We start from the raw sequence: 21345 nt of genomic DNA on the forward strand, positions 1-21345 counted from the left end.
ACTAATTATTTAATAAAAAAGGGCATAAAATGACTAAAAATAACCTAAAAGTAGTTAAATCTACAAAACAACAAGCAACAGACGCAAACGATAAAAATAAAGCTTTAGACGCAGCAATGAGCCAGATTATTGATAACTTTGGAAAAGGTTCAGTAATGAAGCTAGGTCAAAGAAGAGCAATGGACATAGAATCTGTATCAACTGGATCGTTGAGTTTAGATGTGGCTCTTGGTATTGGTGGCTTGCCTAAAGGAAGAATTGTAGAAATTTATGGACCAGAGTCTTCTGGTAAAACAACATTAGCATTACAGGTGGTTGCTGAAGCTCAAAAAGCAGGTGGTATATGTGCTTTTGTTGATGCTGAACATGCATTAGACCCAGTATATGCAAAAAACCTTGGTGTAAATACTGATGAATTATTAATTTCTCAACCAGATGCTGGTGAGCAAGCTTTAGAAATAGCTGATACTTTAGTTAAATCTGGATCAATATCTGTTATCGTAATTGACTCAGTGGCTGCATTAACACCTAGGGCTGAAATTGAAGGCGAAATGGGAGATCATCACGTAGGTCTTCAATCACGATTAATGAGTCAGGCTTTAAGAAAATTGACTAGCTCAATTTCAAATACAAACACAATGATGATTTTTATAAATCAAATAAGAATGAAAATTGGAGTTATGTTTGGTAGTCCAGAGACAACATCTGGTGGTAATGCACTTAAATTTTATTCATCAGTAAGAATGGATATTAGAAGAATAGGTGCAATTAAAAATGGAGATGAAATAATTGGAAATTCAACAAGAGTTAAAGTGGTGAAAAATAAAGTAGCACCACCATTTAAAGTTGTTGAATTTGATCTAATGTATGGAAAAGGAATTAGCAAAGTTGGTGAGTTGATTGACCTTGGTGCAAAAGCTGAGATTGTTGAAAAATCAGGTGCTTGGTATGCTTATAAAGGTGAAAAAATTGGCCAAGGAAGAGAAAATGCTAAAATTTACTTAGAGCAAAATCCTCAAGTTGCAGCAGAAATTGAAATGGCAATTAGAGAAAAAGCTGGTGTAATAGCAAAAAAAATTGAAGGTAATCCATTAGATCCTGAAAAAGCTGCGAAGGATCAAATAGAAGACCCAGTTACTGAGACAAAAGAAGAAGTAACTCCACCATCTAAAAAGAATTAGTTAAAGTCATCTTTAATTATTAAAAGGCGCTTAATTTAAGCGCCTTTTTTCCCTACTCATATCTAGACATCAAATAAAAAAGCTGTATTTTATAAATATGGCAGACAAAACACTAAATCAAATTAGAACAACTTTCTTAGATTATTTTAAAAAAAATGATCATGAGATAGTAGATTCTAGCAATTTAGTTCCAAATAACGATCCAACCTTAATGTTTGCAAATTCAGGCATGGTTCAATTTAAGAATGTATTTACTGGACTGGAAAAAAGAGATTATGTAAGAGCAACCACTTCACAAAAATGTGTAAGAGCTGGTGGAAAACATAATGATCTTGAAAATGTAGGTTACACACCAAGACACCATACTTTCTTTGAGATGCTGGGCAATTTCTCATTTGGAGATTACTTTAAAGAAGAAGCCATTAGTTATGCCTGGAATTTAATCATTAAAGAATTTGGAATTGATAAAGATCGTCTCTATGTAACTGTATATCATAGTGATGATGAGGCATTCAATTTTTGGAAGAAAATAGCAGGCTTTAGTGATGATAGAATAATTAGAATTTCTACTACAGATAATTTTTGGTCAATGGGTGATTTAGGTCCCTGTGGCCCATGCTCTGAAATATTTTATGATCATGGAGACCATCTTGTGGGTGGATTACCAGGAAGCAAAAATGAAGATGGTAATCGTTTTATAGAAATATGGAATCTAGTATTTATGCAATATGAGCAAATTTCAAAAGATAAAAGAATTGAATTACCAAAGCCATCTGTAGATACTGGAATGGGCCTTGAGAGAATAGCTGCACTTTTACAGGGAACTCATGATAATTATGAAACAGATCATTTTAAAAAATTAATACAATCAGCATCTGATACTTTAAAAGTTAAGGTAACTGATGACAATCAATCAAGCTTTAGAGTAATAGCTGATCATTTACGTGCAAGTTCATTTTTATTAGCAGAGGGAGTTTTGCCTTCTAATGAAGGAAGAGGTTATGTCTTAAGAAGAATAATGAGACGTGGCATGAGACACTCACATTTGTTGGGATCTAAGAAACCAATCTTTTATGATATTTTTAAAACACTATTAGAGGAGATGTCTAATAATTATCCAGAACTTGAAAGAGCGCAATCATTAATTAAAGAAACTCTTAAAACAGAAGAAGAAAAATTTTTAGTTTTATTGGATAAAGGAATTAAAATTCTAAATGAAGAAATATCTAAGATTGATAATATTTTGCCAGGAGATGTAGCATTTAAGCTGTATGAGACTTATGGATTCCCAATTGATTTAACAGACGATATTTTAAAATATAAATCTTTAAAATTTGATAAAGAAAGATTTGATGAATTAATGCGAGAGAGCATAGAACTTGCAAGAAAAAATTGGAAGGGCTCCGGCGATAGTACTGTTGAAAAAATTTGGTATGGTATTAAAGAAAAAATTGGGACAACAGAATTTCTTGGTTACGAATATGACCAAGCTCAAGGCATAATCAAATGTTTACTAAAAAATCATAAAGAAGTATCGGTGCTAAACAAAGGTGATGAAGGCATTATAGTTGTAAATCAAACACCATTCTATGCTGAATCAGGAGGTCAAGTAGCTGATACGGGAGTGATTATTAAGGATGATTTCAAATTTGAAGTAACGGATGTTCAAAAAAAAATAGGAGATTTATTTGTTCACTATGGAAAAGTTTTGAGTGGATCAATTAAACTTGACCAAGATGTTGAAATGAAAATAGACACTAATAGAAGGAATGATACTAGAGCTTATCATTCAGCAACTCATTTACTGCATGAGTCATTGAGAAGAGTATTAGGTGATCATGTCACACAAAAAGGATCACTAGTTCAATCTGATCGATTAAGATTTGATTTTAGCCACATGAAACCTATCTCAAAAGAAGAAATAGAAAAAATTGAGCACAATGTTAATGCTGTTATAGAAAAAAAGTCTGACGTTAAAACAAGAATAATGACCCCAAAAGAAGCGGTTGCTAATGGTGCCCTCGCTTTGTTTGGAGAAAAATATGGTGATGAGGTCAGAGTTTTATCAATGGGAGATGAGGGGGAAAAGTATTTTTCAACTGAGTTATGTGGAGGCACCCATGTTAAAAATACCTCCGATATTGGAAGGTTTAAAATTATTAGTCAATCCGCAGTGGCATCAGGCATAAGAAGAATTGAGGCATTAAGGGACAAGCAGCTTGATGAATACCTTAAAAATAAAGAAAAATTATCAACAGAAACCAATCAAAAAAACAATGAGATTATAAAAGATTTATCAAAAAAAATTATCGAGCTAGGTGGTAAACCAAATATTGAAAACGAGGATACGTTATCTCTAATTAAAGACTTAAATAGACAATTACAGCAACTTAAAGTCGGATCTATATTACAAGATAAGTCAAAAAATAAGATAACCAATTTAGTTGTAAATAAAATTAATGTTAGATTTCAGAATATTCAAGATCTACCCTTCAAAGATTTGCGTAAATTAATTGATCAAGGAAAAAAAGAAATTGGTGAAGGGCTGATTGTAATTTATGCTGTAAATGATAACAAAGTTGGATTAGCAGTTGGTGTTACAAAAACTTTAGAGAACAAATTTAATGCAGTAGAAATTGTGCGTGCTGGTTCAGAGATTATTGGTGGAAAAGGTGGTGGTGGCAGAGCAGATTTTGCTCAAGCAGGTGGAACATTACCGAATAAAATTGAAGAGTCTTTTGAAAATATTAAAAATTTAATTAATTAAGCTTCTTTTTAAGCTGTCCATCTAATTCATCTAAAAACTGGTTAGTAGTTAAATAATTACTAGTTGGACTAATTAAGATCGCCAAGTCTTTAGTCATCGATCCATTTTCAACACAGTCTATACAAACTTTTTCCAAGGTAGTTGAAAATTTAATTAATTCTTCATTGCCATCTAATTTTCCTCTATGTGCTAAACCTCTAGTCCAAGCAAAAATTGAAGCTATAGGATTAGTAGAAGTTTCTTTACCCTGTTGATGCATTCTATAATGTCTTGTTACAGTACCATGAGCTGCTTCAGCCTCCATAGTTTTTCCATCAGGTGCAAGAAGCACACTGGTCATTAATCCTAACGACCCATATCCTTGAGCCACAGTATCTGACTGAACATCACCATCGTAGTTTTTACAAGCCCAAATATATTTACCACTCCATTTCATTGCACATGCTACCATGTCATCAATTAATCTGTGTTCATAAGTAATATTTAGTTTTTCAAATTCTGTCTTAAATTCTTTATCAAAAATATCTTGGAAAATGTCTTTAAATCTTCCGTCGTAAATTTTTAAAATAGTATTTTTTGTTGACAAATAGACTGGCCATTTTTTTATTATTCCATAATTAAAACAAGATCTGGCAAAGTCCTCAATAGATTTATCCAAATTGTACATTGATAAAGCTACCCCTGGTCCTGGAAAGTTAAATACTTCATGTTTTATTTCATCCTTTCCATCTTCTGATGTCCATTTGATTTCCATTTTACCTTTACCAGGCACCTTAAAATCAGTTGCTCTATATTGATCTCCAAAAGCATGTCTTCCAATAATTAAAGGATCAGTCCATGTTGGCACAAGTTTTGGAATATTTTGACAAATTATTGGTTCTCTAAAAACTGTTCCACCTAGTATATTTCTTATAGTTCCATTAGGTGATCTCCACATTTTTTTAAGCTTAAACTCTTCTACACGAGCCTCATCTGGAGTAATTGTTGCACATTTTATACCAACATTGTGCTCTTTAATTGCATTAGCTGAATCTATAGTTATTTGATCATTTGTATTGTCTCGACTTTTCATTCCTAAGTCGTAGTGCTTAATATCTAAATCTAAATAGGGTAAAATTAGTTTCTTTTTAATGAACTCCCAAATGACTCTAGTCATTTCGTCACCATCTAGTTCAACAACTGGATTTTTAACCTTTATTTTAGCCATAATTAAATAATAAATATTAGTAATTGTAATTTAGTGCTTTATATACATATTAATAAAATATTATCAAATAGAAGCTTATGTTAGACAAGGTTTTTCCAAAAATTCATTCTGAAGGGTACAAGTTTTTGGCAATAGCCATAATCGCAACTTTTTTTTTGTATTTGTTTAGTACTTTTTTAGGATTAATTGGATTGGTACTATCTATATGGGTTTACTATTTTTTTAGAGATCCTGAGAGAATTTCAATCAATGATGAAAATTACTTAACAAGCCCAGCAGATGGAGAGGTTTTAATGGTTCATGAGGTTGATGGACCAAAAGAATTAGGTTTGGAAGATAAAAAATTTACAAAGATTAGTATTTTTATGAACGTATTTGATTGCCACGTTAATAGAACACCATGTGATGGTAAAATTTCAGAAATACTTTATAAACCAGGAAAGTTTTTAAATGCATCACTTGATAAAGCAAGTGAAGATAATGAAAGAAATTATTATAAAATTACAAACTCTCAAGGAGAAGAAGTAATTGTCGTGCAGATTGCAGGCTTGATTGCAAGAAGAATTGTATGTGAGTCATCTAAAGATCAACAACTACAGCAAGGTGATAGAATAGGAATGATCAGATTTGGAAGTAGAGCTGATGTCTATTTTGAAAATTATCAGCCTTTAGTTAAAGTTGGACAAAAGACAATCGCAGGTGAAACACTATTAGCTAAGAGGTAGCATATGGAACAACCCAAAAATAATTTTAAAATTGTATCTGATAAAAAAGCAAGGATGCTTCTTCCAAATACACTTACCCTAATCAATATTTGCATTGGTCTTAGCTCTATTAAATTTGCATTAGATGAAAAATTTGAATTATCTATTATAGCTATTATTTTTGCTGCAGTTTTTGATGCACTAGATGGCAGAGTTGCAAGATTAGTAAAAGGCACTTCGTTGGTTGGAAAGGAGTTAGATTCATTAGCTGATTTAATTAGTTTTGGTGTTGCTCCAGCTTTTATAATGTATTTTTGGTCTTTAAATAATTTTGGTAAATTTGGTTGGTTACTTACAATGATCTACGTGGTTTGTGTTGCCCTTAGACTTGCGCGGTTTAATGTAACTTCAAATACTGAACCTTCATGGAAAGATAATTATTTTGAGGGTGTTCCGTCTCCCGCTGGAGGAATTTTAATTCTTATGCCATTAATATTAAGTCTAAGTGATATAAATTTAATTAATATTAATTATGATATTCTTGTACCATTATTCTTTATTGTAAATTCATTTTTATTGATTAGTAAAATACCAACTTTTGCATTTAAAAAGATCTCAATACCTCGTCGAATGACAATTTTTGTATTATTTGGTGTTGTGTTATTTTTTGGTCTATTATTTATATATACATTTAAAATCTTAGTCATTTGTGGCCTGATTTATATAACCTTACTTCCATTTGGATATTTCAGTTATAAAAAAACCTATAAACAAAAGATTTTAAGTGGTGAAAACCAAGAAGTCGAAGATCTTGAAGACATACTCTAAATGAAAAAAAACGTAATTGTATCTTTGGCTGACTCAAATTACTTTGAATTACTTAATGAATTAGTTGATTCTATTAAGAGTTTTGAAAAAAGCAAAGATACAGCAATTTGTATTTTAGATGCCGGTTTATCTGAAGAACAAAAAAATGAATTATCTAAAAAGGTTGATGAAATTAAATCAGCAGAATGGGATATTGATGTTCCAGCATTTAAAGTAAAAGGAAAAGAGTGGCTAAAGAGTCAAGTATCTCGAGCATTTCTACCAAAATATTTTCCCAGTTATGAAAAATTTCTATGGATAGATTGTGACGCGTGGGTGAATGATTGGAATTCTGTTGAATTATATTTTAAAGCTTGTGAAAATGGCAAATTAGGAATTACTCAAACATTAGGACCGGGATACAAAATAATGTCAAAAGTAAATTGGCTGTTTGGTAAAGTAGCAATAATTAAATCTCAAAATTTTAAACATGCAATAAAATCAAAAGTTGGAATTAATAAAGCTAGAAAATTAGCTTTTGCTCCTCATATAAATATTGGCGTTTTTTCATTAGAAAAAAATTCACCTGGTTGGGCTTCTTGGCAAAAAAATCTAGAACAAACATTAAAAAGTGGAAATATCTTTGGTTCAGAGGGTCTTGCTATCAATATGTCAGTTTATATAGATGATCTAGAAACTGAATTTTTACCATTAAATTGCAATTGGATTGCTAGTAATTTATTACCAAAATTTGACGAAATTAAAAATACATTCGTTGAACCTTACTTACCAAATTATAAAATAGGAATTATGCACTTAGCTGCTGGAATTTGGGACTCAGGTAAAGATATGAGGTTAGATAGAGAGGTTAAAATTAATATTAAGACTATCCAGCAAAAAATATTATCTAAAAGTCTTAGATTTGGTCATTAATTGAAAAAAAATAGAATCTCTAAAAACTGGATCAACAAACAAAAAAGAGATATTTATGTTAGACAGTCCCATGTGGATGGGTATCGAGCTAGATCTGCATATAAATTAATTGAAATAGATGAAAAATTTAAGATATTTAAAAATGGAATATCAGTAATAGACTTAGGCGCATCACCCGGTAGCTGGTCTCAGTATATAGCAAGGACAGTAAAAAGTGGAAGATTAGTTTCTATAGATTTAAAAAATATGGAAGCAATTGAAAACATAATTCAAATAAAAGGAGACTTTACTGATTTAGAATCTCAAGAAAAAATAAAAGGTTTATTCAAATCAAAAGTTGATGTTGTCGTGTCAGATATGGCTGTTAATACAACGGGCATAAAGGATATTGATGCAATTTATACAGGGGAACTTGCCATGGAAGCAATGAACTTTTCGAAAGAAATGCTAGTTAAAGATGGGAGATTTGTTTCTAAAATTTTTTTAGGATCATCATTTAACGAAATAGTCGCACTTGGTAAAAAAATATTCAAAGAGGTGAAGGTATTTAAGCCAAAATCCAGTAGAAAAGAATCTAAGGAAAGCTTTATTATTTGTAAAACTCTAAGATAGTAACTTTATTTTTAAAAGGAATCGTATATAAATTATTATGGATCCTATTAAAGAAGCACTCACCTTTGACGATGTCACAATGGCTCCGAAGTACTCAGGGGTTTTACCTTCAGAAGTTGACACAAGCACAAAATTATCAGCTAATTTAACATTAAAAATACCTTTGTTATCATCAGCAATGGATACTGTTACAGAAAGTAAAATGGCAATAGCGATAGCTAAAGCAGGAGGCATTGGTGTAATTCACAGAAATTTAAATATAAAAAAACAAATTGAAGAAATTAGAAAAGTAAAAAAACAAGGATTATTAGTTGGAGCTGCTGTAGGAGCCGGTCCACTAGAACTTAAAAGGGCAGAGGCGATTTTAAAAGAACAAATTAATTTAATTGTAGTTGATACAGCACATGGTCACAGCAAAAAAGTAGCTGAAATTGTTAAAGCAATTAAGAAAATTAAAACTAAAAAGACAACCTTGTGTGCTGGAAATATTGCTACAGCGGATGCTGCAAAATTTTTAATAAAATTAGGTGTAGATATAGTTAAAGTTGGTATTGGACCTGGTTCAATTTGTACTACTAGATTGGTAGCTGGTATTGGTGTACCTCAATTGAGTGCAATCCTAGCAGTTAAACAAGGGATAAAAAATAATAAAACAAAAATAATTTCTGATGGTGGAATTAAATATTCTGGTGATATTGCAAAAGCATTGTCAGCAGGAGCAGATGCTGTAATGATTGGTTCATTATTTGCTGGAAGCACAGAGACACCAGGAAAACTAATAAAAAAAAATGGAAAATTATTTAAAAGTTTTAGAGGAATGGGTTCCGTGGGAGCAATGAATAAAGGTTCTGCTGATAGATATTTTCAAAAAAAACAAAAAGATTCATCCAAATATGTACCAGAAGGTGTAGAGGGTTTTGTTAAATATAAAGGTGATGTTAAAAATATAATTTATAAATTAATCGGAGGATTAAAATCTTCTATGGGCTATTTGGGCGCAAAAAAAGTTTTATATCTAAAAACTAAACCTAATTTTGTAAAAATAACAAAAGCAGGATTTTATGAAAGTATGGTTCATAATGTTGATGAAGTAAAGAGTGACAGCAAATACTAATGATTAAATTTAACAAACTAGTCTTTATAATTTTTGTATTTTTAAATATTTCGAATTTATCTTTTGCAGAAGATAATTTTTTTGAAGAGGGAAAAATTAAATACGATGAAAAAAGTTATGAAGAGGCCAAGTTTTTATTTCAAAGAGGAATAGTATTCAATCCTAAAGATGAAAAATCATATTTATATCTAGCAAAAATTTTTAATATTGAAGAAAATAAAAAAGAAGAAAAAAAGAATATAGATACAGTTTTGTTACTAGAACCTAAAAATGAAGAAGCAAATTATATGCTTATGGAAATAGAACTTAAAAGAAGCAATTATTTAAAAGTTAGAGAATTGGCCCAAAGTTTCTCTAAAATTTGCATTGAGTTATGTGGTAAAGAAAAAATTATTTTACAGTCTTTAAAAGATTTGGAACCAAAAAATGAGTCTTAATAATAAGCTCACCAAAATTCTAATAATAGATTTTGGGTCTCAATTTACACAGCTTATTGCAAGAAGGGTAAGAGAATTTGGTGTTTTTTCAGAAATCATTAGTCATAAAAAAATAAAAATAAATCATATTATTAATAATAACATTGGTGGAATAATTCTCTCAGGCGGTCCACTTAATGTATATGAAAATGATAAATTTAAATTTGATAAAAAGATATTAAGCTTAAAAATACCAGTTTTAGGAATATGTTTTGGACATCAAATACTGTCCAAAGAACTAGGTGGACGTGTTAAAAAATCTAAACATAGAGAGTTTGGTCTAGCAACTATTAAAAAGATTTCAAATAGCAAACTAACAAAAAATTTTTTTAATAAAGACAACAGTAACAATGTATGGATGAGCCATGCAGATCAAGTATCTAAAATGCCAAAAAATTTTAAAATTATTGCATCCTCAAAAAATTCAAAATTAGCAATAATTGAAAATACTAAAGATAATTATTATGGTGTACAGTTTCACCCTGAAGTAACCCATACTTTTAAGGGTAAAATCTTATTACGTAATTTTGTTTTTTATATATGTAAAATCAAAAAAAATTGGTCTTCAAAAGATCAAAAATTAGAATTAATCAGAGCCATAAAGAAACAAGTAGGTAAAAATAAAGTAATTTGTGGTCTATCGGGTGGAGTGGACAGTAGTGTTGTTGCTCAATTATTGAGTAAAGCTATTGGAAAAAACCTTACCTGTATATTTGTTAATAATGGTCTTTTAAGAAAAAATGAGGAAAAACAAGTAGTCAATACATTCAAAAAAAAATTAAAAATAAATTTAGTTTATGTTAATGCAGAAAAAGAATTTATTAATAAATTAACTAACATATCTGATCCTGAAAAAAAAAGAAAAATTATTGGAAATTTATTTATTAAAATATTTGAAAGATACGCAAAAAAAATAAAGAATGTAAAGTTTCTTGCTCAAGGTACTCTTTATCCTGATTTAATAGAAAGTAAGTCGGTTACAGGAAGTCAGACATCAAAAATTAAATCCCATCATAATGTAGGAGGTTTACCAAAAAGAATGAAATTAGAATTAGTTGAACCATTGAAATTTCTTTTTAAAGATGAAGTTAGAAAACTTGGGTTAGAACTAAATTTATCAAAAGATATAATATCTAGACATCCATTTCCAGGTCCTGGTTTAGCAATAAGAATGCCAGGAAATATAACTAGAGAAAAAATTACCATTTTAAAAGAAGCGGACTATTATTTCATCAAGGCTTTAAAAGATTACGGTTTATATGATAAAATTTGGCAAGCTTATGCCGCTTTATTGCCAGTAAAAACAGTTGGTGTAATGGGAGATAACCGAACTTATGAACATATTTGTTTATTAAGAGCAATTACATCAGAAGATGGAATGACAGCAGATTTTTTTGATTTTCCAAAAGGCTTTATGCAAGCAATCTCCAATCAAATCATTAATAATATTAGGGGCATAAATAGAGTGGTTTATGACGTAACATCAAAACCACCAAGTACCATTGAATTAGAGTAACTTTGCTATAAAATATTAAATTATGAAATATCTTTAATATTAGTTACAGTCTTAGGTCAAGTATAGAAACCAGAAAAAGAAATGAATAAAAAAATTATAGATTTTATAAAAAAAAAAATAAATCTAAAATTATAAGCCTTACCGCTTATTCAAAGAATATCGCATCTATTATAGATAAACATTGTGATCTTATTTTAGTAGGAGACTCTCTTGGATCAGTTCTTTACAATTTTTCTTCTACAAAAAAAGTTACACTTGATATGATGATTGAACATTCCAAAAGTGTAAGACAGGGTGTTAAAAAAAGCTTATTAGTAGTAGATATGCCTCATAACACTTATAGAAATTCACGAGAAGCTCTTAACAATGCTAAGAAAATAATATCAAAAACTAAGTGTGATGCTGTAAAATTAGAGGGTGGAAAAAAAGTTGCTCAAATAATAAAAACACTGGTTAAAAATAAGATACCGGTAATGGGACACCTGGGAGTTTTGCCTCAATCTGCAAAAAGTTTTAAATTTAAGGGAAAGAAGTTAACTGAAAGAGCACAAATTTTAAAAGATTCAAAAATTTTAGAAGAGGCCGGTGTTTTTTCGATGGTTTTAGAATGCATTGAAAGTTCTCTTGCAAAAGAAGTTACAAAATCAATAAATATTCCAACTATTGGAATTGGTGCTTCTGTAAATTGTGATGGTCAGGTATTGGTTACTGATGATTTGTTAGGACTTAATTCAATCAATGTTAGGTTTATTAAAAAATACATTAATTTAAAAAAAATTATTAATAAAGCTACGATATCTTTTAAAAATGATGTTAAAAATAAAAAATTTCCAAAAATGAAACACTCTTATTAAAATGAATTTTACAAAAGAAGAATATAAAAATAGATTAAAAAAAGTTCAAAAAATGATGCAAGATAATGGCATCGAATTGTTAATTTCACAAGATCCATCAAACATGAATTATCTAACAGGCTACGATGCCTGGTCATTTTATTATGCCCAGTGTGTAATAATACATCTTAATGCAGATGAACCATTATGCTTTGTTAGAGACCAAGATGCAGGTGGCGCATATATTAAAACTTATTTAAAAGATGAAAATATTATAAAATATGGTGAAAAATATATCCATAATTGGCCACTTCATCCCTATGATGCTTTAACTGATATTATTAAAGAAAGAAAATGGGAAAAACTTTCCATTGGTGTTGAAATGGATAGTCATTATTTCACTGCTTACTGTTATGAAAAAATTAAAACAGGTTTACCTAATGCTAAAATTTTAGATTGCAAAAGATTAGTCAATTGGGCAAGAGTTGTAAAATCAGATTCAGAAATTGATTATATGAAAGCTGCATCAAAGATAGTTCAAACTGGAATGCAAAAAGCTTTTGAGGTAATTAATCCAGGACTTAGACAATGTGATGCTGTTTCTGAAATACAAGCTGCGCTTATAAAAGGAACTCCTGAATTTGGGGGTGATTATGCATCTATTGTTCCAATGCTTCCAACAGGAAAAGGTACGTCAGCCTCACATTTAACATGGACGCAAGATAAATTTGTTGAAGGTGAAGCAACAATTGTTGAAATTGCAGGATCCCATAAAAAATATCATTGCCCAATGGCTAGAACAGTATTACTTGGAAAACCTGACCAGCTTAAAATTGATACAATGAAAAAAACTAATGAGGCTCTTCAAGCAGGAATAGATGCTATTAAACCTGGGAAAACAGCAGATGATGTGGCCCAGGCATTTTGGAAGGTTCTTGATAAGTATGGCATAGAAAAAACCTCGCGTACTGGATATTCTATTGGAATTGGTTACCCACCTGATTGGGGTGAACATACTCTAAATATATCTAAAGGGGATATGACAATTTTAGAACCAAACGTAACATTCCACATGATTGCTGTAATGCAATTTGGAAACTGGGGTGTGGAAGCATCTGAAGCTATTAGAGTTACAGAGAAGGGTAGTGAATTATTTTATAATTTTTCAAGAGACTTACATATTAAATGACCAATAAAGGGCTTGATTAATATCTCCACAAATGTTTTAAATATCTCGTATGTCAAAAAATAGTGAATTCGTAAAATTTGATAATGTCGATAAAAGCTACGATGGAAAAGTCTTAGTTGTTAAGGGATTAAACTTAGATATTCAAGAAGGTGAATTTGTAACTATGTTAGGACCCTCTGGTTCGGGTAAAACAACATGTTTAATGATGTTGGCTGGTTTTGAAACTCCAACTCATGGTGAAATTTATTTAGATAATAATGTTATTTCAAACATTCCACCTCACAAAAGAGGAATTGGAATGGTGTTCCAAAACTATGCTTTGTTTCCTCATATGACAGTTTATGAGAATTTAGCATTTCCATTAAGAGTTAGAAAAATTCCAAAAGATGAAGCTGATAAAAAAATTGACAAAGCTTTATCAATGGTATCGCTTCAAGGTTTTGAAGCTAGAATGCCAATGCAATTATCTGGTGGACAACAACAAAGGGTAGCAGTGGCTAGATCACTGGTGTTTGATCCAAAGCTTGTTTTGATGGATGAACCACTAGGCGCATTAGATAAAAATTTAAGAGAAAGCATGCAATATGAAATAAAACATATTCATGAAAGTATTGGTGTAACAGTTGTGTATGTTACTCATGACCAAACTGAAGCATTAACAATGTCAAATAGAATTGCAGTATTTAATGATGGGAAAGTTCAACAACTTTCAAGTCCTGATGATCTTTATGAAAAACCAGTTAATTCTTTTGTGGCAGAATTTATTGGTGAGAATAACACGTTTAATGGAACAGTGAACGATGTGTCTGGAAACACTTGTAAGATTAAATTAAATAATGGAACTGAAATTTTAGCTAATCCTATTTCTGTAAAAGCTAAAGGTGATAAAACTACTGTATCTTTAAGACCAGAAAGAGCTTTAATTAATCCAAAAGATAAAATGGACAATAATCATAAAGGAAAAATTAAAGAAGTAATTTACCATGGAGATCACACTAGATTGAGAATGGACATATTAGGTAATGAACAATTTATTTTAAAAATTCCAAATAGCTCATCAAACCTAGATATCAAACTTGGAAATGAAATAAATGTTGGCTGGAATGCTATTGATAGTAGAGCCTTAGATCCTAAATAAAAAAATAAAACCTTATATAATTTCTACTCAATCTTTATAATATTCATACATAAATAAAGGTAAAAAACCCAGATTCAACTGTTGACTCATCATTCTGATCTTGTTTTACTTTCTTTTTTAAAAAAACGTTTAAACGGAGGATAAATGAAAAAACTAAGTAAACTATTGTTAGCCTTATCATTTGTACTTTCTATTACTACTTCGGCATTTGCAGTTACTGTAGTGTCATGGGGTGGAGCTTATACAGAAAGTCAAAAATTAGGCTATGGAGATCCAACAGCTAAAAAGCTTGGAATACCTGTTAACTGGGTAGACTACACTGGTGGATTATCAGAGATCAAAGCACAAAAAGAAGCTGGAAAAATCACTTGGGACATCATTGATGTGTACGCAAAAGACACTATCATTGGCTGTGACGAAGGTATTTTTGTTGAATTCGATTTCGACAAAGACTTCGCTCCTGCTCCAGATGGAACACCAGCAAGTAAAGACTTTTTCACAGGCATGCCTTCTAAGTGTGCAGTTGGAAACATTCTTTACTCTTGGAACTTTGCTTACAACAAGAATAATGTAAAAGGTACTCCAAAATCAGCGAAAGACTTTTTTGATACTAAAAAGTTTCCTGGTAAAAGAGCTATCTACAAAGGTGCAATGTCTAACTTAGAATTAGCTTTAGCTGGCACTGGAACAAAAGCTGGTAAAGGTGGTGATAAGATTTACAAATCACTTGAAAAAGGTGGAGTTGATAAAGCAATTGCTGCTATTAAAAAACTTTGCCAAGATCCAAATGGCGGATGTGTATTCTGGAATGCTGGAGCTCAGCCACCAGAACTATTAGCTAATGGTGAAGTTGTTATGGCTACTGGTTGGAATGGTAGATTCTTTAACGCACAAATGGAAGGAACTCCAATTGTGCAAGTATGGGATTCACAAATTCTTGACTATGAGTATTTCGCTATGGTTAAAGGTGGACCTAACGATGCTAACGGTAAAGCTATGAAAGTTCTTAGAGAAATGACAAGTACTGAAGGTCTAGCAGGAAGTGCTAAGTATATTGCTTACGCTCCTTGGAGAAAATCTTCAATTGCTATCATGGAAGCGGGAGAGCCTTGGTTTAAAGATGGTAAAACTAACATGGTACCACATATGCCAACAGCACCTGCGAACACTAAAGCATACATTCTTATGAACCCTGAGTTCTGGGCAGATAACCAGGATGAAATTGGTGAAAAATGGGAAGCTATGAAAGCTGGTCTGTAATTTAATTATAGATTAAACTTTTATTTTATTTAAAGGGCGGTTATTATGTAACCGCCCTTTTTTTATTATGAGCACAGAACAAATTTTATCATCTGATGGTGTACCTCTTGAGGTTAGTTTAAAAAAAGCCGAGAGAAGAAACAAGATAAGAGCATTAATGCTTGTGGGTCCTTTATTTTTATTTCTTTTAATTACTTACGTGTTCCCAATCGGCGATATGTTGTTTAGAAGCGTTGATGATAGAATGATTACAAGTAAGTTGCCGAATACCTTTGCAGCACTAGAGCAGTGGGATGGTAAAGATTTACCAGATGAAAAAGTATATGAAGCATTTTACAAGGATTTTTATCCGCTAGCTATGGCTAAAGAAGCGGGAAAACTTTATCAAAGATTAAATTATGAAAAATCTGGTTTTAGTAGTGGATTAAAAAAAACAAATAGAAAAATTAAAAAATTTGAAGAAGGAAATTATAAAGAGCAGTTCATGGCAACTCACAAAATATGGAATGAAGTTGAATATTGGGTAGCTTTAAAAAATACAGCTCCCAAATGGTCTTATGCAAAGTATTTAAAAGGAATGGATTTAAAATTTGACGATAAAAGAAACATTGTTGAAGTAGCTGAAGATAGAAAAATACATAAAATTTTATGGTTAAGAACTATAAATGTAGCTTTTTGGGTGACAGTTTTTTGTTTTTGTTTAGCTTATCCAATTTCACATTTATTGGCTACATTGCCTATGAAATATAGTAACTTATTGATGATCTGTGTTTTACTTCCTTTCTGGACTTCATTATTAGTTAGAACTTCAAGCTGGATGGTATTACTTCAACAACAAGGCCCGATTAATGATTTAATTGTCTGGTTAGGTTTTGCTGCTAATGATAATAGGCCAGAACTAATGTATAATGTAATTGGAACTTTTGTTGCAATGACACAAATTCTTTTACCTTTTATGGTATTGCCGCTTTACAGTGTAATGAAAACGATTTCTCCAAGCTTAATGAGAGCAGGAAAATCATTGGGTGGCACACCTTTGACAGCATTTTTTAAAATTTATTTTCCATTAACTATGCCTGGAATTGGTGCGGGCTGTTTATTAGTATTTATTATTTCAATTGGTTACTATATTACTCCTGCTTTAGTGGGTGGTGCTAGTGGATCATTAATTAGTAATACAATTGCATATCACATGAAGAGTTCATTAGACTGGGCTTTTGCTTCTGCATTAGGCACAATGTTGTTGGTTGGAGTTTTAACAATTTATTGGATTTATAATAAGTTAGTTGGAATAGATAATATTAAACTAGGATAAACTATGGCTTTACCAAATTATACACCAATACATTACAGAATTTGGCACTACACATATTTAACTATTTGTGGACTAGTATTCTTTTTCTTGATCGCTCCATTATTTGTAATTCTACCACTTTCATTTAATGCTGAGCAATATATTCATTTTTCGGAAAAAATGTTGGCGCTAGACCCAGATGGTTTTTCTTTGAGATGGTATAAAGACATGATTTGGGGAACAAAAAATCCTTGGGGCTTAGCAACAAAAAATAGTTTAATTATTGCATTTTTTGCAACCATAGGATCAACGATCCTGGGAACTGTTGCTGCTCTTGGTTTAAGCAGTCGACATATGCCGTATAAAGCTGCATTTATGGCCTTGTTAATTTCACCGATGATCGTTCCATTAATTATTTCAGGAACAGCAATATTTTTCTTTATGGCAAAAGTAGGCTTGGCCGCAACACACACTGGAATTATTTTATCTCATATAATTTTAGGAACACCATTTGTTGTTATAACAGTTACAGCTACTTTAAGTGGTTTTGACCATAGTGTAACAAGAGCAGCCGCAAGTCTTGGAAGCAATCCTGTTAATACTTTTATGAAAGTGACATTACCTTTAATCACGCCAGGAGTTATCTCTGGTGCATTATTTGCGTTTGTAACATCATTTGATGAAGTGATAGTTGTTCTGTTTTTAGCTGGATTAGAAAATACAACTATTCCAATTCAGATGTGGGTTGGTTTAAGAGAGCAATTAAGTCCAACGATATTAGCTGTTGCAACATGTTTGATTATTATGTCAACTTTAATTCTTGTTAGCGCAGAACTTTTAAGAAGACGTTCTGAGAGACTAAGAGGAATTAACCGATAAGATATTTTCAAATTTCATGGATATTAAAAAAGTAGTTGTCATTGGTTCTGGAACAATGGGAAGTGGAATAGCTGCACATCTTTGCAATGCAAATATTCCTGTAACTTTATTAGATTTAAAGACAGAGATTAGTGAAAAAGCAAGAGATCGAATTCATAAATCAAAACCACCATTATTAATTGATAAATCTAAAATCAATAATATTAAAGTTGGAAATATATCAGATAATTTTGATGCAGTTAAAGATGCAGACTGGGTTGTTGAAGCAGTGGTTGAAAGAATTGATATTAAGCATCAAATTTATGAAAAAATATTCAAAGTAAGAAAAGATGGAGCAATAGTTTCTTCAAACACCTCATCAATTCCAATTAAGATATTATCTGAACATTTAACAAATATTGAAAAAAAAGATTTTTGTATTACACACTTTTTTAATCCAGTTAGATATATGGGTCTTTTAGAGATAGTTAAAAATGAAAATAATGACCTTAATAAGATTAACCAATTAAAAAAATTTTGTGAAGTTGAATTAGGCAAAGGAGCTATAATTTGTAATGATACTCCAGGTTTTTTAGGAAATAGAGTTGGTGTATACGCAATGCAAGTGGCGATGACTGAAGCTTTTAAAATGAAACTTTCAATAGAAGAAGCCGATGCAATTTTTGGAAGACCAATGGGTATTCCAAAAACAGGTGTATTTGGATTATATGATTTAATTGGAATTGATTTAATGGCCGATGTATTAAAAAGTTTTATTAAAGAATTGCCAAAATCTGATGAGTTTCACGAGGTAGCAAAAGAAATTCCATTGGTGAAAAAATTAATTGAAACAGGTTATACAGGTAGAAAAGGTAAGGGTGGTTTTTATAGAATGAATAAAACAGGATCTATCAAAGTCATGGAAGCAATCAATCTTGAAACTGGTGATTATTCAATTAGTAAAAAGATTGATATTAAAACAGACCAAGTAGATTTAAAGAGATTAATTAATAGAAAAGACAAATATGGAGATTATGCTTGGTCAGTTATATCTAAAATAATCAAATATGCATCCTCATTAGTTCCAAAAATTACCAAAGAATTTAATGATATTGATGAAGCAATGAGACTTGGTTTTAACTGGTCAAAAGGTCCATTTGAGATGCTTGATGAAATAGGAGTTAAAAATTTCTTTGATAAAATAGATGATTTTAAAGGAAATAACTTTTTAGAGGAGTTATCAAAAAATAAAAATGAAAATTTTTATGGTGAAAGGCAAAAGTACACAAATATTGAAACTTTAGGAAAAGTAAAAAAAACTGCCTCAAGTGTTGATGGAAATAATTCTGCAAAGATTTATAGATTTAATGATTATAATATTGTTGAATTTACAACTAAAGCTAATGCACTTGATTACGATTCGATGGATGCATTAAAGAAAGCAACCGATAAACCATTAATAATAATCAATGAAAGTATGCAATTTTCAGCTGGTGTTAATCTAACTTACACAATGGAGTTTGCAGATAAAAGAGATTTCAAATCAATTGAAAAATTTATTAAATATTTCCAAGAAACTTGTAAACACCTAAAATATTCAAAATATCCAGTAATTTCAGCCCCATCAGGATTAACATTAGGTGGTGGTTTTGAGGTAATGGTTCAAAGCAACTTTGTAGCATCACATACCAATATTGTAGTCGGATTAGTTGAAACTATTGTAGGATTAATTCCAGCAGGTGGCGGATGTAAAGAAATGTTAGCTAGATGGCTTGATACAGATGAAGCTAAAAAAGATCCTAATTTTGCACCTTTAAAAGTGTTTGATATTATCGGTTACGGTAAAACCGCAACCTCACCTGTAGAGGCAGAACCAATGAAATATTTGATGCCAGAGGATAAAAAAATAATGAATAGAAACAGTTTATTTGAAGTCTCAAAAAAAATTATAATGGAGAACACAGACTTTAAAGCACCAGAAGAGCTTAAATTCAATCTTCCTGGAAAATCAGTATTGGAAGATATGAATAAAATTTTAGATAATCTTTATAATGAAAAAATAATCTTAGATCATGGAGTAATAGTTGCAAAAGAATTAGCGAATGTATTAAGTGGTGGTGACACTACAATAGATAAAACATTATCAGAGAATGATTTATTTAAATTAGAACTAGACGCATTTATGAAATTAATTGAAACAAAAGAAACTCAAGATAGAATCAAACATACTCTAGCTACTGGTAAACCTTTGGTAAATTAATTTTCTTTTGTTTGATTGTTTGCAGATAAACTATTTTCTTCTGAATCTTTTTCGTGCTTAAATGAATTTTCTCGTTCATTTAGTTTTTTTATCATTTCTTCTTCTTTTTTTCTTTGCTCCTCATCAAATCTTCTTTCCCATTCTTTAATTCTTGCATTTTCTTCTTCTATTCTTTTTTCTTCAGCAATTCTTGCATCATGAGCCTTTTGTTCTTCAATCTCTCTCAATCTAATTTCTTCTTCTTTCTTTTTAATTTCTATCTGTCTCTTTTTATATTCTTCATCTTTTTGTCTTAAGGCCCTTAACTCTTCAATTTCTTTTTTTTCTTTTAATCTAAATTCTTCTTCTTTTTTTCTCAATTCCTCAACTTCTTTAAGTTTTTGGATTTCAATTTCTCTTAATCTTTGAGCTTCAATATCCTTTATTCGCTCTGCAGCTTCTTTAAGTTTTTGTTCTTGATATTTTAATTTACGCTCCTCTTCATCCAGTCTACGTTGCTCTTCTAATTGTTTGGCAATTTGAATATCTTTTAGCCTCTGTTTTTCATCTCTTGCTATTCTTCTTTCCGTTTCTAATTTCTCTTTTTCAATATTTTTTATTTTTTCTTCTTCTTCTTTAATTTTTTGTCTTTCTAATCTTATTCTTTGTTTTTCTAAATATTCTAATCTTATTTTTTCTTCTTTTAATTTTAAATCATCTTCTCTGATTTTTTTTTCTTCTTCGTCCTTAATTCTTTGCGCTTCAGCTTGCACCCGCTGTTGTTCTAGTTTAATTTTTTGATTTTCAATAAGTTGTTGTTGTTTTTGAATTTTTATTCTCTGTTTTTCTTGATCAAGTATTCTTTTTTTTTCTTCTTTTTCTTTTAAATCTTGCTCCCTTTTGATTTGACGAGCCTCCTCTAATTTTTGTTTTTGTTGTTGAAGTTTTTCTTGTTTAGCTTGTTTTATTTTATTCTTTTTTAAAGTCTTAATTCTTTCTAATTCAGCTTTTCTTAATTTTTCTTTAAAATTAGTTAAAGTTTTGTTTATAGAAAATGATTTAATGATATTAAGTTTTTGAAAATTTAATTTTTTTATAGCAGCAATAGGCTCTTTCAGAATTTTACTATTACTTTTTTTAAGTATTTTAATTTTGTCTTCTATTACATTTTTCACACATTATTTAACCAAAATTTAGAGGATAAAAAAAGACCATGA

General features: G+C 30.6%; 17 protein-coding genes and 1 pseudogene. 16 read left to right on the plus strand and 2 right to left on the minus strand.

The features are described from left to right. The first annotated feature begins 29 nt into the window (after window positions 1-29). Both recA and alaS read left to right on the plus strand, forming a co-directional pair. A complete protein-coding gene (recA, locus tag AC5SLL_RS01245; protein ID WP_494573390.1) occupies window positions 30-1181 on the plus strand; it encodes a recombinase RecA in 1152 nt (383 codons plus the stop codon). 97 nt (window positions 1182-1278) lie between these two features. Beyond that, on the plus strand, window positions 1279-3948 hold the full coding sequence (gene alaS / locus AC5SLL_RS01250; RefSeq protein WP_494586772.1) for an alanine--tRNA ligase: 2670 nt from the start codon (window positions 1279-1281) through the stop codon (window positions 3946-3948). Here the strand turns inward: alaS and AC5SLL_RS01255 are convergent. Beyond that, window positions 3941-5155: an NADP-dependent isocitrate dehydrogenase gene (locus tag AC5SLL_RS01255; RefSeq protein WP_494586773.1), complete on the minus strand. Its 1215-nt coding sequence runs from the start codon at window positions 5153-5155 to the stop codon at window positions 3941-3943. The two genes, alaS and AC5SLL_RS01255, sit on opposite strands and share 8 nt — an antisense overlap. Before the next feature lie 77 nt (window positions 5156-5232). On the opposite strand from AC5SLL_RS01255, the gene AC5SLL_RS01260 reads away from it, so the two are divergent. The 14 genes and pseudogenes from AC5SLL_RS01260 (at window position 5233) to AC5SLL_RS01325 (ending at window position 20149) form a co-directional block, all read left to right on the plus strand. Then, on the plus strand, window positions 5233-5880 hold the full coding sequence (locus AC5SLL_RS01260) for a phosphatidylserine decarboxylase (RefSeq protein ID WP_494573393.1): 648 nt from the start codon (window positions 5233-5235) through the stop codon (window positions 5878-5880). 3 nt (window positions 5881-5883) lie between these two features. Next, the gene (pssA, locus tag AC5SLL_RS01265) at window positions 5884-6687 is read left to right on the plus strand and encodes a CDP-diacylglycerol--serine O-phosphatidyltransferase (protein WP_494586774.1); all 804 of its coding nucleotides are present in this window, start codon (window positions 5884-5886) and stop codon (window positions 6685-6687) included. Continuing rightward, window positions 6688-7599 carry a glycosyltransferase gene (locus tag AC5SLL_RS01270; protein ID WP_494573395.1) on the plus strand — a complete coding sequence of 304 codons (912 nt, stop codon included), beginning with the start codon at window positions 6688-6690 and terminating at the stop codon, window positions 7597-7599. Beyond that, window positions 7600-8211 (plus strand): RlmE family RNA methyltransferase, encoded by a 612-nt coding sequence (locus AC5SLL_RS01275; RefSeq protein WP_494586775.1) that lies wholly within the window; start codon window positions 7600-7602, stop codon window positions 8209-8211. A gap of 37 nt (window positions 8212-8248) precedes the next feature. Continuing rightward, a complete protein-coding gene (guaB, locus tag AC5SLL_RS01280; RefSeq protein ID WP_494586776.1) occupies window positions 8249-9325 on the plus strand; it encodes an IMP dehydrogenase in 1077 nt (358 codons plus the stop codon). Further along, complete coding sequence (locus tag AC5SLL_RS01285) at window positions 9325-9762, plus strand: hypothetical protein (protein ID WP_494586777.1); 438 nt, start codon at window positions 9325-9327, stop codon at window positions 9760-9762. The genes guaB and AC5SLL_RS01285 overlap by 1 nt, the downstream gene beginning before the upstream one ends. Next, complete coding sequence (gene guaA / locus AC5SLL_RS01290) at window positions 9752-11317, plus strand: glutamine-hydrolyzing GMP synthase (protein ID WP_494586778.1); 1566 nt, start codon at window positions 9752-9754, stop codon at window positions 11315-11317. The genes AC5SLL_RS01285 and guaA overlap by 11 nt, the downstream gene beginning before the upstream one ends. Before the next feature lie 81 nt (window positions 11318-11398). Beyond that, a pseudogene (gene panB, locus AC5SLL_RS01295) lies at window positions 11399-12171 on the plus strand (3-methyl-2-oxobutanoate hydroxymethyltransferase). Window position 12172: 1 nt separating this feature from the next. Beyond that, window positions 12173-13339: a M24 family metallopeptidase gene (locus tag AC5SLL_RS01300; protein ID WP_494586779.1), complete on the plus strand. Its 1167-nt coding sequence runs from the start codon at window positions 12173-12175 to the stop codon at window positions 13337-13339. A 49-nt stretch (window positions 13340-13388) separates the two neighbouring features. Next, the gene (locus AC5SLL_RS01305) at window positions 13389-14477 is read left to right on the plus strand and encodes an ABC transporter ATP-binding protein (RefSeq protein WP_494573402.1); all 1089 of its coding nucleotides are present in this window, start codon (window positions 13389-13391) and stop codon (window positions 14475-14477) included. Between the two features lie 144 nt (window positions 14478-14621). After that, window positions 14622-15737: an extracellular solute-binding protein gene (locus AC5SLL_RS01310; RefSeq protein ID WP_494586780.1), complete on the plus strand. Its 1116-nt coding sequence runs from the start codon at window positions 14622-14624 to the stop codon at window positions 15735-15737. A 67-nt stretch (window positions 15738-15804) separates the two neighbouring features. Next, window positions 15805-17052: an ABC transporter permease gene (locus tag AC5SLL_RS01315; RefSeq protein WP_494586781.1), complete on the plus strand. Its 1248-nt coding sequence runs from the start codon at window positions 15805-15807 to the stop codon at window positions 17050-17052. Between the two features lie 3 nt (window positions 17053-17055). Next, window positions 17056-17910 carry an ABC transporter permease gene (locus AC5SLL_RS01320; RefSeq protein ID WP_494573405.1) on the plus strand — a complete coding sequence of 285 codons (855 nt, stop codon included), beginning with the start codon at window positions 17056-17058 and terminating at the stop codon, window positions 17908-17910. Window positions 17911-17926: 16 nt separating this feature from the next. After that, a complete protein-coding gene (locus tag AC5SLL_RS01325) occupies window positions 17927-20149 on the plus strand; it encodes a 3-hydroxyacyl-CoA dehydrogenase/enoyl-CoA hydratase family protein (RefSeq protein ID WP_494586782.1) in 2223 nt (740 codons plus the stop codon). On the opposite strand, the gene AC5SLL_RS01330 is transcribed toward AC5SLL_RS01325, so the two are convergent. Beyond that, a complete protein-coding gene (locus AC5SLL_RS01330; RefSeq protein ID WP_494586783.1) occupies window positions 20146-21303 on the minus strand; it encodes a primosomal protein in 1158 nt (385 codons plus the stop codon). The two genes, AC5SLL_RS01325 and AC5SLL_RS01330, sit on opposite strands and share 4 nt — an antisense overlap. Between the last annotated feature and the right edge of the window lie 42 nt (window positions 21304-21345).

The sequence above is a fragment of the Candidatus Pelagibacter sp. PS_43 genome (assembly GCF_059417795.1).

What these genes read in the sequence shown, in the direction of transcription:
- AC5SLL_RS01270 (WP_494573395.1), top strand. Translation starts at nt 6,688, where the DNA reads ATGAAAAAAAACGTAATTGTATCTTTGGCTGACTCAAATTACTTTGAA.
- AC5SLL_RS01310 (WP_494586780.1), top strand. Translation starts at nt 14,622, where the DNA reads ATGAAAAAACTAAGTAAACTATTGTTAGCCTTATCATTTGTACTTTCT.
- alaS (WP_494586772.1), top strand. Translation starts at nt 1,279, where the DNA reads ATGGCAGACAAAACACTAAATCAAATTAGAACAACTTTCTTAGATTAT.
- recA (WP_494573390.1), top strand. Translation starts at nt 30, where the DNA reads ATGACTAAAAATAACCTAAAAGTAGTTAAATCTACAAAACAACAAGCA.
- AC5SLL_RS01315 (WP_494586781.1), top strand. Translation starts at nt 15,805, where the DNA reads ATGAGCACAGAACAAATTTTATCATCTGATGGTGTACCTCTTGAGGTT.
- AC5SLL_RS01300 (WP_494586779.1), top strand. Translation starts at nt 12,173, where the DNA reads ATGAATTTTACAAAAGAAGAATATAAAAATAGATTAAAAAAAGTTCAA.
- AC5SLL_RS01260 (WP_494573393.1), top strand. Translation starts at nt 5,233, where the DNA reads ATGTTAGACAAGGTTTTTCCAAAAATTCATTCTGAAGGGTACAAGTTT.
- AC5SLL_RS01325 (WP_494586782.1), top strand. Translation starts at nt 17,927, where the DNA reads ATGGATATTAAAAAAGTAGTTGTCATTGGTTCTGGAACAATGGGAAGT.
- guaA (WP_494586778.1), top strand. Translation starts at nt 9,752, where the DNA reads ATGAGTCTTAATAATAAGCTCACCAAAATTCTAATAATAGATTTTGGG.
- guaB (WP_494586776.1), top strand. Translation starts at nt 8,249, where the DNA reads ATGGATCCTATTAAAGAAGCACTCACCTTTGACGATGTCACAATGGCT.
- AC5SLL_RS01305 (WP_494573402.1), top strand. Translation starts at nt 13,389, where the DNA reads ATGTCAAAAAATAGTGAATTCGTAAAATTTGATAATGTCGATAAAAGC.
- AC5SLL_RS01255 (WP_494586773.1), bottom strand. Translation starts at nt 5,155, where the DNA reads ATGGCTAAAATAAAGGTTAAAAATCCAGTTGTTGAACTAGATGGTGAC.
- AC5SLL_RS01285 (WP_494586777.1), top strand. Translation starts at nt 9,325, where the DNA reads ATGATTAAATTTAACAAACTAGTCTTTATAATTTTTGTATTTTTAAAT.
- pssA (WP_494586774.1), top strand. Translation starts at nt 5,884, where the DNA reads ATGGAACAACCCAAAAATAATTTTAAAATTGTATCTGATAAAAAAGCA.
- AC5SLL_RS01320 (WP_494573405.1), top strand. Translation starts at nt 17,056, where the DNA reads ATGGCTTTACCAAATTATACACCAATACATTACAGAATTTGGCACTAC.